The organism is Citrobacter sp. Ce119 (genome assembly GCF_030334525.1).
Taxonomy (GTDB): domain Bacteria; phylum Pseudomonadota; class Gammaproteobacteria; order Enterobacterales; family Enterobacteriaceae; genus Citrobacter; species Citrobacter europaeus.
This window is the reverse complement of the sequence record NZ_JAOWDR010000056.1, coordinates 1-14,118: the sequence shown is the minus strand read 5'-3', so window position 1 is coordinate 14,118 and position 14,118 is coordinate 1. Positions and strand designations below refer to the sequence as shown.

Annotated in this window: 16 protein-coding genes and 2 pseudogenes; 8 read left to right on the top strand and 10 right to left on the bottom strand. The window is 48.0% G+C overall.

Annotated features, from left to right (window positions below; all coding sequences use genetic code 11):
* Window positions 1-13 precede the first annotated feature (13 nt).
* From OGV80_RS15130 to OGV80_RS15115, 4 genes are all read right to left on the bottom strand, one after another.
* Entirely contained in the window at window positions 14-736 is a 723-nt protein-coding gene (locus OGV80_RS15130; RefSeq protein WP_181230489.1) for a fimbrial biogenesis chaperone, read from the bottom strand.
* Between the two features lie 14 nt (window positions 737-750).
* Window positions 751-1,281, bottom strand: coding sequence for a Csu type fimbrial protein (locus OGV80_RS15125; RefSeq protein ID WP_003833507.1), 531 nt, complete (start codon window positions 1,279-1,281; stop codon window positions 751-753).
* 319 nt (window positions 1,282-1,600) lie between these two features.
* Window positions 1,601-2,332: a MerR family transcriptional regulator gene (locus tag OGV80_RS15120; RefSeq protein ID WP_043016084.1), complete on the bottom strand. Its 732-nt coding sequence runs from the start codon at window positions 2,330-2,332 to the stop codon at window positions 1,601-1,603.
* 222 nt (window positions 2,333-2,554) lie between these two features.
* Window positions 2,555-3,766 carry a diguanylate phosphodiesterase gene (locus OGV80_RS15115; protein WP_286515248.1) on the bottom strand — a complete coding sequence of 404 codons (1,212 nt, stop codon included), beginning with the start codon at window positions 3,764-3,766 and terminating at the stop codon, window positions 2,555-2,557.
* Window positions 3,767-4,082: 316 nt separating this feature from the next.
* Here OGV80_RS15115 and ycgZ point away from each other — a divergent pair, with 316 nt between their 5' ends.
* The 5 genes from ycgZ (at window position 4,083) to OGV80_RS15090 (ending at window position 5,865) form a co-directional block, all read left to right on the top strand.
* Window positions 4,083-4,319 (top strand): regulatory protein YcgZ, encoded by a 237-nt coding sequence (gene ycgZ / locus OGV80_RS15110; RefSeq protein WP_043016086.1) that lies wholly within the window; start codon window positions 4,083-4,085, stop codon window positions 4,317-4,319.
* 44 nt (window positions 4,320-4,363) lie between these two features.
* Entirely contained in the window at window positions 4,364-4,636 is a 273-nt protein-coding gene (locus OGV80_RS15105; protein ID WP_043016087.1) for a hypothetical protein, read from the top strand.
* A 34-nt stretch (window positions 4,637-4,670) separates the two neighbouring features.
* Entirely contained in the window at window positions 4,671-4,937 is a 267-nt protein-coding gene (locus tag OGV80_RS15100; protein WP_043016088.1) for a biofilm development regulator YmgB/AriR family protein, read from the top strand.
* A gap of 131 nt (window positions 4,938-5,068) precedes the next feature.
* On the top strand, window positions 5,069-5,284 hold the full coding sequence (locus OGV80_RS15095) for a hypothetical protein (protein ID WP_087051484.1): 216 nt from the start codon (window positions 5,069-5,071) through the stop codon (window positions 5,282-5,284).
* A 29-nt stretch (window positions 5,285-5,313) separates the two neighbouring features.
* Window positions 5,314-5,865, top strand: coding sequence for a helix-turn-helix domain-containing protein (locus OGV80_RS15090; RefSeq protein WP_075146281.1), 552 nt, complete (start codon window positions 5,314-5,316; stop codon window positions 5,863-5,865).
* Between the two features lie 35 nt (window positions 5,866-5,900).
* Here the strand turns inward: OGV80_RS15090 and OGV80_RS15085 are convergent, their stop codons facing one another.
* Window positions 5,901-6,668, bottom strand: a complete 768-nt coding sequence (locus OGV80_RS15085; RefSeq protein WP_286515246.1) for an SDR family oxidoreductase — start codon at window positions 6,666-6,668, stop codon at window positions 5,901-5,903.
* Between the two features lie 147 nt (window positions 6,669-6,815).
* Between OGV80_RS15085 and OGV80_RS15080 the strand changes: the two genes are divergently transcribed.
* Window positions 6,816-7,709 (top strand): LysR family transcriptional regulator, encoded by an 894-nt coding sequence (locus OGV80_RS15080; RefSeq protein WP_087051480.1) that lies wholly within the window; start codon window positions 6,816-6,818, stop codon window positions 7,707-7,709.
* A gap of 34 nt (window positions 7,710-7,743) precedes the next feature.
* Here OGV80_RS15080 and OGV80_RS15075 read toward each other — a convergent pair whose 3' ends face one another.
* The 5 genes and pseudogenes from OGV80_RS15075 to OGV80_RS15055 all read right to left on the bottom strand — a co-directional run bounded on the left by OGV80_RS15075 (window position 7,744) and on the right by OGV80_RS15055 (window position 12,550).
* The gene (locus OGV80_RS15075) at window positions 7,744-8,733 is read right to left on the bottom strand and encodes an aldo/keto reductase (RefSeq protein WP_181230486.1); all 990 of its coding nucleotides are present in this window, start codon (window positions 8,731-8,733) and stop codon (window positions 7,744-7,746) included.
* Between the two features lie 26 nt (window positions 8,734-8,759).
* Entirely contained in the window at window positions 8,760-9,611 is an 852-nt protein-coding gene (locus OGV80_RS15070; protein ID WP_286515243.1) for an aldo/keto reductase, read from the bottom strand.
* 278 nt (window positions 9,612-9,889) lie between these two features.
* A pseudogene (locus tag OGV80_RS15065) lies at window positions 9,890-10,397 on the bottom strand (SRPBCC family protein).
* A 133-nt stretch (window positions 10,398-10,530) separates the two neighbouring features.
* Window positions 10,531-11,439, bottom strand: coding sequence for a LysR family transcriptional regulator (locus tag OGV80_RS15060; protein WP_043016096.1), 909 nt, complete (start codon window positions 11,437-11,439; stop codon window positions 10,531-10,533).
* Between the two features lie 226 nt (window positions 11,440-11,665).
* Complete coding sequence (locus OGV80_RS15055) at window positions 11,666-12,550, bottom strand: LysR family transcriptional regulator (protein WP_075146276.1); 885 nt, start codon at window positions 12,548-12,550, stop codon at window positions 11,666-11,668.
* Between the two features lie 265 nt (window positions 12,551-12,815).
* Here OGV80_RS15055 and OGV80_RS15050 point away from each other — a divergent pair, with 265 nt between their 5' ends.
* On the top strand, window positions 12,816-13,874 hold the full coding sequence (locus tag OGV80_RS15050) for an alpha/beta hydrolase (RefSeq protein WP_286515212.1): 1,059 nt from the start codon (window positions 12,816-12,818) through the stop codon (window positions 13,872-13,874).
* A 75-nt stretch (window positions 13,875-13,949) separates the two neighbouring features.
* Window positions 13,950-14,118 (top strand): annotated as a pseudogene (locus OGV80_RS15045) (MFS transporter); the annotation flags it as partial.

Sequence of the window (14,118 nt, the reverse complement as noted above, 5' to 3'; positions counted from 1 at the left end):
AAGCCAGGATCTGTTACAGATCTTGTACTGTTTTTTGGCCATTGATTGTGACTTCAACTTTCCCGCCATAATGATTATTACTGGCCGACGGGGAGACTATCCAGCGCATTATTGAGCCGGGTAAAACGTAGCCTAATAGTCCGGGTGTTATGACTTTTTTAGCACCGTCAGGGCTTATAAATGTTGCAGCGGATAATTGCGCATGCCCATTTCCCTGATTGCTGACTTCAATAAATTTTTTGCCATTCAGTTGTTGTAATTTCCATTGCAGTTTTGCCTGCGTTTGTGCCGCTGATGTCGGTTGAATGAAAACGGGAACGGAATAATGCAGCACAAACTGAAGCTTATTTTTTTCTACTTTTGCAGGCGGCAACTCATCTATCGACAAACGATAAGCGTCTTCGGCATGCGCCGAGGGAGGGCTTGTGCGAATAACACGAATCAACTGACGTTCTCCAGGGGCTAATGCCAGCATCGGCGGGCTAATGACCAGCCCCTGAGAGGGAGAAAGTTTGTCGTCATAAGCGCTCTGGCTCCAGCGAAAAACCCGAACCTGGGCGTTGAGCACATTTTCACCTGCATTACTCAGCCAGATACCATCGGCATTTTGCGTCGCTTGCAACGTTAATGTAACCGGGGCTATTTGCAGCCCGCTGGCGGCGGCGGGGTTAACGCTCGCCACCATCCCTAACAGGCATGCGCAGGCACACTGCTGAACAGGCAGTTTTACTTTCATGTAGCTTCCTGAAGTTAGTAGTTAACGTTAACCGTTACCGTGTCGGCATAGTCGTCAGGAGTGAAGTTGGCGCTCGGTGCGGTGGCGTAAACAGTATAGGTTTGTGCCAGACCGGTCCCCGTCGCCGCTACGCCATTTCCAGGCGCGGTGTCGGTGGCGGTATTACCCCACACCGGACCTGTTGCTGACGTGCGATTTAGCTGATAGGGCACTTTGTCGGTATTGGTGGCAGCGTTAGCCACAGAGGACATGGCGCCTGAGCCCGTCGTCGTCCCTCCATTGGCAGCCGACGGTGCCAGGCCGATAAAATAGGGCGTGGTTTTTGAGCAATTAATTGAAATAGTGTTGCTTGCACTGGTATTTGTCGCTGTGGTATTCACCGGACCAAGCGTGATATTTGAAGCCGAACCAGCAGTTACGGTACAGGCCTTCTGAATCGTCATCAGCACCTGAAATGTTCCGTTAACGGTTGCTGCATTTGCCACTGATATAATGGAAAAGGCGCAGCAACAAAGAATTAAGCGTTTGTCTAAGACTAGAGCCATATCCTTTACCTTTTTCAAATAACCACATTTATTACTTTAGAAAAACAATAATGTGGCACAAGAAGACATAATTTAACCCTAGAATAAGTATTAGGCGTACGCCAGTTGATCTAATGAATTTTACTTAGGAAAAAGGTGATGGCGTCTACAAAAAAATAATACCAACGGGTGAGTATGTTGTTTGGTTTTTATGCTATGTCGGGTGTTTAGTCAAAAGGCCAGGGGGCAGCATATTCAGTGGATGGTACTCAAATGACCACCCAAAATATGAGAATCGTAGGTTTTATCTTCCTTAATTCAGTACCGTATTACCTGTTGGTTATGGGCTGTGGAAAACGACCTTATAACCTTGTTCATTCCAGTGTTGTAGCAGCTCATTTTGTCTACGGGTTGGCGTAATACCGGTCCAGACAAAAAGCGTCTGACCTGGGAAAAGTTCTGGTCTTGGCGATTCAATGGGTTCAGCAAGAACGGCAATATGCCAGCCAGATTGCGATAAGCGCCAGGCTTCGAGCCACAGACGGGTTCTGTCTTCAACATCCCAGGCCATCAGGATGGCATCTTTCCCTGACTTGCGCCGCGTTTCAGACAGCAGTGTGGCAACATATTCAATCAACGCGCCATCAAGCATACTGTTCATAATGCGGGATGTATTATGATCAAGCATTAACCGTTGACGTACGGGAAGATAAACGTGATCAATCAGTGCATCTACGGGATGGACGCGACCAAGTGCGATAATTTTGGCTCGCAGCTTCGGTGGATGCGCCATGCGAAGCATGCTCATCATCTCTTCTTGCAATTGATTCCAGTCATCGTCAGTTTGACGGGTACTGGTTTCCAGTAATGCTTTTACTTTGCCAACGGGTGTGCCACTGTTAATCCAACGTTTTATTTCTTCAATACGTTGAATATCTTCTTCATCAAAGAGACGGTGGCCACCTTCGCTGCGTTGAGGTTTGAGTAAACCGTAACGTCGTTGCCATGCCCGGAGGGTGACAGGATTTATCCCGCAACGTTCTGCGACATCTCCAATGCTGTAATAAGCCATAGTTCCCCCAGACACTCCTGATTCTCCGTCACCGATATGCGGTTCCTGTTACTTTGTACAAGATGCATCAAATTGTACAAAACATACAGAGAATTCTAGCAAAATTAAGATTTACTTTACTATCACGCAGGGGGAAATGCTGAATTTTTAAGTTCAGCATGAGAGAGAAGGGTGTGAATTGTTGTTTACTAACAATGTCTTAGGTGTTCTGGTGCTGAGAAATCATTTTTTCTCTGGCCATGCAACAGACGGCGTACCATTCAGGCAGGCTTGTGCAAAAAGGTTACCCTGGAAGATTTCAATACCTGCGGACTCAAGCCACATCCACTCTTCAGGTTTTTCAACGCCGACTGCGGAAATCATGATTTCCAGCGAAGTGCAGCATTTGATAATTGCCTGAATGATGGCCTGTCTTGGTCCACTTTTATGCACATCCGTGATGAGCTCGCGGCTTATCTTAATTCGGTCGGGTTGAAAACGAGACAGAAGCTGAAGCCCGGCAAAACCTGCCCCAAAATGATCTATCGCCACACAGATCCCCGCAGCCTTGAGTGACTTCACAGCCTGCGCGAACGTATCAAAACGAGAAATAACTTCGCTTTCGGTAAATTCTACAATGATTTGTTCAGGCACCAGTCCGTGCGCCGCGATTTCGTTTATCAGAAAGCTGACTGCATCGGGTTTATTTACCAGGGTCATGGGGAGCAGATTGACTGAAAGCATTTTGTCGTTAAGTCCCAGCGCGCTTGCCATTGCAAAAGCAGTCTTTTTGCTCTGCAGATCCGCGGTATACAGTTCCTCAGGATTTAAGTTGTCAAAATAAGTTGCGGGCGTTTCACCGTCTCTACCACGAATAAGTGCTTCAAGGGCAATGACGCGTTGCGACATAGGATCGATAATGGGTTGAAAAGCAAAGCTGAAATCGATATCGGACGGGAGTGTGCTTTCATCCAGGAGAGTACAAGAGTCGTCGGCAATAAAACTCCAGTAATCAGGCGCAGGTATTTCAAAATAGCTCGATTTTTCCGTCGCAAGGACAAATGTGCGGAAAAACTGTAATGCCCTGTCATCATACGTGAGCTGAAATTTAGATGTTCCCTTGTTAAGTACCGCTTGCAGGAGGTCATTGCGTTCATGTTTTTGTAAATCAAATAACTCCATCCCCGCCTTTCCGAATCTTCTCGCAGGCGCGTAATCACACATCAGCTCAACGATATTGTGGTGCCGTGGATCGTTACATATACAACGATAAATCTCCTTTACCTGCTCCTCAGGGCCTTCAAGCAGTTGGAAAAAGTGGCGACCGTTAAAGAGTAAAATCCCCGTAACATCAGATCGCCTGTTTTTGAGGTTTGCGGCTGCCACCATATCCTCAAGCGCTTTGAGGGGGGCGTCATCACGTAGATGGCTACGGTAAATAATGGTCGTGAGCATGGACAGTCCGGGATCATGGGGGGAAGAGGTATGGACAGTATCAGACAAACCAGCTTATGTCCTGATTTTAATACATTATTCTAACTTTATTTTTACAAACAAAGACCCCTAAAATGATCAAATTCATTCGTTAAACGATGTGTGTTGTACAATTGAATTTGATTTCATGTAGAATGAAACTTATACAACTCATTGATTGTATTGGCTTAGCACTTATTGCTAAAAATTAACGAGCTGCGTTGTACACATTTTTGGTACAACTTTGCTACTGTTATAAAACTTAATATTCACCAGCATTTTGTTACAGGAGCATGACATGCAGCAGCATACCGTTCGTACTGATTCTGCAAGCGCGATTTCTCGTTACTTTGCAAAGGCGCATCTGCCAACCCAACAGGAAACATTGGGAGAAATCGTCACTGAGATACTCAAAGATGGGCGAAATCTGAACCGCAAATCACTTTGCACCAAGCTTCTGAGCCGTCTTGAAAAAGCATCAGGGGAGAACGAACAGAAACATTACAATGCGTTAATTGGCTTGCTTTTTGAATAAAAGGAAGTCTGACATACAGAATCGGAGTAAATACTGACGTCGTTATGAATAAAACTGACAGTGAACGCTTGAAACATGAAATTACAGGTTTGGCTGTGCTAGAAATTTTGCGAATGCATACAGACGTTTCGTTAGCTGCAGTGATTAAGCAACTGCGACTTATGCAGGCCAGTGAAATGGATAGCGCACGCAAGCAATTAATTGACAGCGTTATCAATGATTTCACAAACATTAATCCGGGAAAGATAAGCAGAAAACCGGATAAAACCAGAGATGAGAGTGCTTTCAGTGCCAGCAAAAACCCTAAATTACATTAAAGATAATCTTCCAGACTATACAAGCGAGGTTACCATGCTTCATGAAATTAATGTCCACAGTGTAATGACGGATAAAGCTTTATCAAGTTACTTCCATAATGCAGGTGAGCTATTAGCAGATGAGTCTGTGGTATTGGGGCAGGCGGTAACAAATGTAATTCTGGCTGGTGATAATGTTAATAATAAAAATATCATTTTAAGCCTGATTGGTTCTCTGGAGTCAACAGTTGACGTTGTCCAGGCAGATGTTATCAGAAAAACCCTGGAAATAGTGTTGCGTTACACAGCTGACGATGTCTAATAAATTTTCATATTAATATAATATGTACAGTACCTTTGTTATATGCTTAAAGCATTCATGCTGAGCATTTTTTTGATTAAGACTATACATAGCACCCTCTCATTTTTATGACTACATTTTATGGGGTTGATATGGCCAATTCTATTCCGGAAAGCTTTATTTTTTGCTGTGCGTTGTATAAAAATATAGAGCGTAAGGTAATGTTAAAACAAGGTTATATCAATAATGATGTTCTTGTTCAGGCTTTTAGTATTCAGTTGAAGAATGAGAAGAATGCGATTTTAACCGATCTCTATACACAGATTTTGGCTCATCTTCAACCCGACAAAGTAGTACAACACGGTTAGGTTTATTGTGATTTTTCATTGAGGCCATAATGATGAACATCGTTCAGGAACAAGTTGGAAACGCAGAGTTATGGCTTGATGATATTTTTATCAGGCAAGGGTTAAAGAATATTCTTGCCGATATATTTTTCGAAGATGACCAGACGCGTCTTGTTTTCTTCACCGCCAATCACTTTGATGCGGTAAAAAAGCAAAAATATGATCTGAATACGCATCGTTTGGTACTGTTGATTGATGGTCATCAGTATCAGTATCTCAATGATATTTCACTTTACAGACTTCCAGTGGATATTGGCGTTGGCTCAATTAAACAATTTATTATTGATATCACTCGTGCTGGTGGTGAGCACGAGAATCAATCGAAAGCATGTATCTCTTTGACCGCACGAGATAAATTTATTTTAACGCAGTTAGGAGAAGGTCGAACTATTTTTGAGATATCCGCCTTGTTAAATCTACACTTAAAAACGATTTACCAGGCCAGGCAGAATCTGATCAAGAAACTTGGCTGTTCTGGGCTGATTGATTTTCAGGGAATACTGCGAGCGCAGGTATTCCGCAACTGGCTGGAACATGCCTGAGCATCGATAATCTTAACGAGCTGAGCGGTATTTTTTTACCTGTACAGGTTCAGCTCGTTAATAATGCACTCAGGTTCTTCACGCAGAGGCATATTGTCTATGTCCAGAACCCCATCATTTTTTTGCGGATCATCAGCCCGCAGGCCTGCAAACAGTGGGGTAAGATCCTGTTGTGCTTCACCTCGTTCAGCCATCAGCTCGAACGTTTTATTTTTTGCCTCGTCGTGGGTCAGGGCACTGACCAGAACCTCGGCGATTTGCTCGCGGGATATCACACCATCTTCCGGTGTCCCTGCGTGGCGACGATCCCCCTGAAGCATAACAATTCTGTGTTCATCATCATTGTTGTAATCAAACCAGCCGGGCCGGACGATGGTATAGGGATGACCGCTGGCCCTGACCAGACGCTCGGCACGTCTTTTCCAGTCATGAACCTCAGTTCGTTGATTCCAGGTGCTGAGCCGCTCAGTCACGCCAATCGTGGTCATCAGGCTGATACGAACAGACGTATCCTTGAAAATCCGTAAAATATTACGTACTCCGCCGTAATCGATCGCTCTGGCACCAATACGACCCTGACCATCGGAACCGAGCGTGAAGATGATGGCATCAATATCTTTCGGTAATTCGGTGAGTGTTTCAGGCATTGAAACATCGCCGTAAAAAATATCTGTTCCCCGAGGAAGCGATTTCACTTTGCGCTTATTTCGGATTAGCGCTAAAGGCTGATGGCCCATTTTGATAGCGGTATTGACGACATGAAGGCCAATACTTCCTGTCGCCCCAGCAACGAGAATTCTCATGATAAACCTTCTGATAATTCGGACTTATTTTCGATACAGTCAGAATATCAATTATCATTATGGTCAGTAATAGGGCTAAAATGATTGTGTCTATGAACACCCTTCATGAGTGTGCGATGAAGGGAATGCGCCATAAGGAAATCGCCCATGCTGAAAGAAAACTTCAATGAACTGCAAATCTTTCTTGTGGTGGCAAGGGAGCGAAGTTTTACCAAAGCAGCGGGTAAACTGGGCGTTTCTCAGTCTGCACTCAGCCACGCGATGAAGGCCCTGGAGGAAAGGCTGAATATCCGCCTTCTGACCCGTACGACACGAAGCGTTGCCCCTACGGAAGCCGGTGAGAGAATCATTGCCTGCCTTGAACCGCGTATTGCCGATCTTGAGCAGGAGCTGGAATCACTGGTTCAACTGAACGGCACCGCCTCCGGCAATATCCGTTTATCTGCCGGGGAGCATGCCGCGCGAAGTCTGGTATGGCCGAAGCTAAAACCCTTCCTCAGGGAATACCCGGAAATCAATCTCGAACTGGTGGTGGATAACGGCTTTGTCGATATTGTTGAGGGGCGTTTTGATGCCGGGATCCGCTTGGGCGAAAGTGTGGATAAGGACATGATTGCGGTAAGGATTGGCCCTGACATGAGAATGGCTGTGGTAGGAGCGCCGTCTTATTTCGCTGCAAATCCTGCCCCTGAAACGCCGCACGAGCTACAAAATCACCGGTGCATCAATATGCGCCTGCCGACGGCCGGTGGGCTTTACCACTGGGAGTTTGAGAAGGATGGGAAACCGTTACGGGTCAGAGTGGAAGGGCAGGTCACGTTTAATCTGCAGGCGGAAAGAATTGATGCGGCGTTATCCGGTTTTGGTATCGCCTGTATACCTGAAGACAGGGTGCAGGATTATCTACAGTCAGGAGAGCTTATTCAGATTCTGCAGGACTGGTGTCCGTCTTTCCCCGGATACTATCTTTATTACCCGAGTCGTAAACAGCATCCACCCGCTTTTGCGCTGATGATCGATGCACTTCGCTACCAGGAATAACGGGTCCGACAATCTCAGCGGACCCGTTCGGGTATTAACGGCCTACGCGAGCCTGATGCTCAGGAGAGTAACGTTCGCCGACGATTTTAATCGTTTCAAGCGCCTGGGTTATCTGCCGTGAGTCATTCTGCGAAAGGATGATGTCGGCAGCCCCCAGGTTTTCCTCCAGCCGGTGCAGTTTGGTGGTACCAGGAATAGGAGCAATCCACGGCTTTTGTGCCAGCAGCCATGCCAGCGCGATTTGTGCAGACGTCACGCCTTTCTCTGCCGCCAGTTCCCCCAGCAATGAGACCAGCTTTTCATTGGCTTCAATCGCCTGCTCGGCGAAACGCGGCACTTGGCTTCTGTAATCATCTTTCCCAAAAGTGGTTCCTGGCTTAATTGATCCCGTCAGGAAGCCTTTGCCTAATGGGCTGAAGGGCACAAAACCAATGCCCAGTTCCTCCAGTAACGGCAGAATCTCCTGCTCAGGCTCGCGCCACCACATCGAGTATTCGCTTTGCAGCGCAGTGACCGGTTGCACGGCATGCGCACGACGAATGGTTTGCGCACCCGCCTCGGACAGACCGAAATGTTTAACTTTGCCTTCAGCGATCAGGTCTTTTACCGTACCCGCAACATCTTCAATGGGGACATCCGGATCGACACGGTGTTGATACAGCAGATCAATGACATCAGTCTTTAGACGGCGTAATGATCCTTCAACGGCTTCACGGATATGCTCCGGACGGCTGTTTAAAATCTGCTGCTTGTTGTCGTCGCCAAAAGTAAATCCAAACTTAGTGGCGATAACCACGCGGTCACGAAACGGTTTTAAGGCAACGCCTACCACCTCTTCATTAAGGAAGGGGCCATACACTTCAGCGGTATCGAAGAAGGTGACGCCACGTTCAACCGCTGCACGAATGAGTTCGATAGCCTGCCGGGTATCGGTCGCCGGGCCGTAGCCGTGGCTTAAGCCCATGCAACCGAGCCCAAGCGCGGAGACTTCGAGTCGGGATTGACCCAGATAACGTTTTTGCATTGTATGAATACCTCTTTTATCGCGACTTAAACATCAAGCTTACGGCCAGCCAGCCATTCAACTCTGGCAGGATCGCGATGGGAAAAGAATGTACTCGTTGCGGTGTCGATAGCGGTAACCTGCAGCATATCTTCAGCGCTGAGTTCAAAATCGAGAATGTTAATGTTCTCTGCCATGCGTTCTTTGCGCACAGATTTTGCCAGTGAAACGATGCCTCGCTGGAAGATCCAGCGCAGCACAACCTGGCCTACGCTTTTGCCGTACTTCTGGCCAATTGCCGTCAACACCGGGTGCTGGAACAGGCCGTTTTTACCTTCTGCAAACGGTGCCCAGGCTTCCGGCTGAATGCCGCGGCTTTGATTCCATGGAACCGCATGCAACTGTTGGTTGAAGGGGTTAACTTCAATCTGGTTCACCGCAGGGGCCACTTTGTTGAAGGCGATAAGGTCGGCCAGTCGGTCAGGATGGAAGTTGCTTACGCCGATAGCACGAATTTTGCCAGCCTGCTGCAGTTCTTCCATCGCACGCCATGCCCCATGGACATCGCCGTAAGGCTGGTGAATCAGATACAGGTCAACGTAATCAAGCTGCAGTCGGTTCAGAGAGCGTTCGAACTGGGCTTTAGCGCCTTCGTAATTCGTATCCTGCAGCCACAGTTTGGTGGTGACAAACAGTTCATCACGGGCGATGCCGGTCTGTTTCAGCGCGTTCCCGACCTGGGTTTCATTCTGGTAAGACGCGGCGGTATCGATCAGACGGTATCCAGTATCGATGGCATCAATAACGGCTCTTTCGCATTCAGCGGCATCCGTCATCTGAAAGACACCGAAGCCCAGCAGGGGCATTTCAATCCCGTTGTTCAGTTTTACAGTTTGCACGACGTTATCCTTCAGTTGTTGTGTTGGAAAAGCATAACGCAAACTGATTTATTCGATTAGATGGGGTAATTAGCTAGGGTTTATTAGGTGGGCTCATTAATTTGGAGGGGCTCAAGGTCGGCTTTGTGCCAGGAGGGGACATTACAGATATGGCCGCGCGGTGTCACTTGCGGGGGTTACATGATTTACCTGTAATCAAGTGCAATAGCAAACGGGCAAATATTCTTGAGGCTGCGGGGAAGTGCAGCCTCAGTGATATGACTGTGGAAAGCGGTTTATTATTTCTTTGCTGCTCGAATCAGGCCGTCAAGCCCATTCCTGATGACCATTAAGCATTGGGTTCGGGCGGGTATTTGCCAGATCTTTTGCCGGGACTCCGTTCTGTGTTTCCTGCGTTAGGATACGGACCCTGTGACCGGAAAGATCCTCCAGTAGCCACGCATGATGGACATCGAGTCGTTGAGCGGTATCTTTTTCACCGGCCCATCCGTGCCATGCCAGACGAGCAGGTTTACCTTCAGCAGGTGGAACAAACTCCACAACCTGAGCTTCAACTGGGAAACCAAACGTGCTGAAGTAGAAGCGAACCCCATTTTCCAATTCTGGACCTTTGTTGTCATAAAAGCGCACATCGGCGGAATTTTTATAGTATTCCGGCCATAGCAATGGCTGACTCAGGAGCGGCCAGACATCATTGACGTTCAGACCTGAGATGATCATTTCATTAGAAACAAAGTTATCGGTAAAACCCGGAACAAAGCCTTCTGGCCAGTTAATCGCGTTCATAAATTTCTCCAATTGCTATAGTTGAGTGCACTGCGTGTGTCATTACGGCAGTAACGTGATGACAGTGATTATTGGTGCAATGGAGTTATAAGGCGAATTGTCATTACTTATATTCTTAATAAGATAAATTATATCAGGACGCGGGATGTTGGCTTACTTCTGCGCATAAAGCACGAATCCACTGATGACTTGGGTCACGATGGGTTCGCTCATGCCAGGCCATGCTCTTGGTAAAGCCGGGTACTTTCAGGGGCAAAGGGAGAATGATGAGATCGTTGTTAGTCAGGACCATGCGGTGAGGTACAACTGCAATCATATCAGTCACTTGTAATATATCAGGTATCACCTGAAAACTATTAACTGACATGCCTACTCGTCGTGTCAGACTGAGCTTAGCCAGTGCTTCATCTGTAACACCGGTGAAGTTACCTTCTGAAGACACCAGAATATGTTCCTGTTTGCAAAATTGTTCGAGCGTCATTTCTGAACTCGCTGCCAGAGGATGATGACGTCGTGCTACGCAGACATAATCTTCTTCATAGAGCGCTCTTCCATGCAGGTCTTCGGGGGTTGTTTGCGGTGTTATCAAAGCCAGATCAACTTCACCCCGAGATAACTGCTGATACATTCGCTCATTGTCCACGGGCCGCACGGCGATTTTAATATACGGTGCACGTTGTTTTAGCTCAGCCATCAACGGAACGACAACAGCCTTAAGTGCATAGTCCGTTGCGACGATGGTATAAGTCAGTTCCACCGTCACGGGATCAAATTTCTTTGGTTTCAGCAGGATAGCGATATCGGTGAGGATTTGTTTTACCGGCGTAGAAAGTTCGTTGGCCCGCATTGTGGGGACCATACCGTGGCTGGTGCGAACAAAGAGTGGATCGTCAAAGTAATCACGCAAGCGAATAAGCATACCACTGACGGCAGGCTGCGTCAGTGAGAGGCGCTGTGCAGCCCGAGTCACGCTTCCCTCATCCAGTAATGCATCAAGGGCCTTAAGAAGGTTAAGGTCGAGGGTTCTGATATCATTTTTCATAATGAACTAGCCTGACAGATATTAAAATTTTAATTCAGGCTAAATGCTCGGGAAAAGGTTGTCTAGAAGGTTTGCGAGTGTTTTCCTTTTGGGGGAACTTCCATTTCTGGATGGTAGGCCTTGTACGGATAAGTCCGCTCTTCAGCTCAAAGCAGACCTTGGAATTGAAAGCAGAGGGACTACCTGACACAATTTTGCACAGTGAAGAGTCGGGCGTTGTTAACGTTCAGATTTTCAATGTATCAATGACCATCCGCAGGGCGGGAGAGACGTTGCGATGAGGATAATAAAGAAACAATCCTTCCATTCGCAGGCTGTAACGCTGCAACACCCTGATAAGCTTACCGCTTTCTAAATCATGCGCGACCAGTTCAACAGGAACATAGGCCAATCCGAGGCCCAGTCGGGCGGCCTCTGCTTCCATATAGCTGTCGGATAAGGCCCATTGCCCTTCGGGTTGATGAGTGATTTTTTTATCATCCTGAGTGAGTTCCCACTGGTATACGCTGCCGTCGGCAAACTGATAGGCGATACAGGGATGCGTCTTTAAATCTGTCGGGGTTTGCGGAAAAGCGTAGCGACGAAAATGTTCCGGAGTCCCCACAATCGCCATCTCCATATCGGGCGTGATGCGCACCGCGACCATGCCCTGGCCGACTTCAGGCCCCAGACGGACACCAGCATCGAATCGCTCTTCGATGATATCGACGAACCGGCTCTCATTCATCAGTTCCAGTCTGATATCAGGATAGCGCTGTTTAAATACCGCCAGCTTTGGCAGCAGGCATTTATCAATGGCGTGCTGGCTGGCATTGATACGTACCGTACCGGAGGGCGTCTCTCGATAGTGCGCCAGCGTGGCAAGCCCAAGATCTAACGTATCAAATCCAGATGCCGTCTTCTGGTAGAGCTGCTCGCCTGCTTGCGTCAGCGATAGTTTACGCGTGGTACGCACCAGCAGCTGGACGCCCAGCCTTTCTTCAAGCTCGCGAACAGAACGGCTGACTCCTGACTGAGCAAGCCCCAGCCGCTGAGCCGCTGCGGTAAAGCTGCCTTCCCGCACCACCTGCATAAACAGGTACAGCTCGTTGTAGTTCTCCCTTTTCGCCATTGAAAAATCCCCCCGGAATGACAGCAAATTCAGTATTGATTTATAACAATATGGTATCAATCTTAGCAGTAATCGCCCTCTAATCAGCACTAATTCTGCTCACTATAATGAGCCCATCAAAACAAAGCACCGCAGCGTTGTCCGTCGGAAACCTGTATCTCTCTGTTGTTTTTTATGGGGATTTTTTATGAAAGCCTTCACCCGAACGCTAAAAACTACGATGCCGGCCATGCTGTTATTCGCATCATTAAGTGGAGCCTCAACAATGAGTTTTGCTGATTCAACCAATCCGAGTGCCCCTGTTTCCATGACAGATAAGTGGGACAAGACCTTCGCTGAGAGCCAGAAAGTCGAACATCGTAAAGTCTCGTTCCAGAATCGATATGGCATCACCTTAGTGGGCGATCTTTACCTGCCTAAAGACCGTGGCGATCGCAAGCTGGCTGCGATTGCGGTCAGTGGGCCTTTTGGCGCGGTGAAAGAGCAATCCAGCGGTCTGTATGCGCAGACGCTGGCGGAACAAGGATTTGTTACCCTGGCATTCGATCCCTCTTACACGGGGGAAAGCGGCGGCTATCCGCGAAACGTCGCCTCACCGGATATCAACACTGAAGATTTCAGCGCGGCAGTGGATTTCTTAGGGCTGCAAAAAGAGGTGGATCGCAATCGTATCGGGCTGCTCGGTATTTGCGGCTGGGGTGGCATGGCGTTGAACGACGCTGCGATGGATACCCGCGTCAAAGCGGTGGCTACCAGCGTGATGTACGACATGAGCCGGGCGATGGGCCATGGTGTGGGGGATGGCAAAGACCGTTATTCCACCGCCGACCGTCGTGCTGTTCTGCAATATCTGAATGAACAGCGCTGGAAGGATGCGCAGAGCGGCACGTTCGCACACGGCGGTCATGATATTAACGTCGACAGCAACGGTAAGGTCAGCGCGGGCGAGCGCGTTCTGCCAGAAACGCTGCCGGCAAATCCGCATCCGATACTGAAAGAGTTCTTCGATTACTATCGCATGCCGCGCGGCTTCCACGAGCGTTCCGTTAACTCGACCGGGGCGTGGACGGCAACGATGCCACTGTCGTTTATGAATATGCCGCTGCTGAGCTACGCCAGTGAAATCACCATCCCCACGCTTATTGTGACCGGTGAGAAAGCGCATTCACGCTATTTTGCTGAAGATGCTTTCAAGGCGATTGGCAGTAAAGACAAAGAACTGGTCGTGGTGCCAGGGGCAAATCATGTGGACCTCTACGATAACGTGGCCGGAAAAATACCTTTCGCGAAGTTCGAACAATTTTTCCAGACCAAACTGAAATAAACCCTCTCCTGAATTGATGCAAAGCCACCGGCCTCTGGCGGGTGGCTTTTATCCTGATCTTCGTGAAATTTCACTATGTCGACGCTAAACCAAACACCATCACATCCTCATCAGCGCGCATACTGGGGCGGTATTTTTGCCATGACCCTGTGCGTGTTTGTGCTGATTGCTTCTGAATTTATGCCCGTCAGCCTGCTCACGCCGATTGCCCGCGATTTAGGCGTGACGGAGGGGCTGGCAGGCC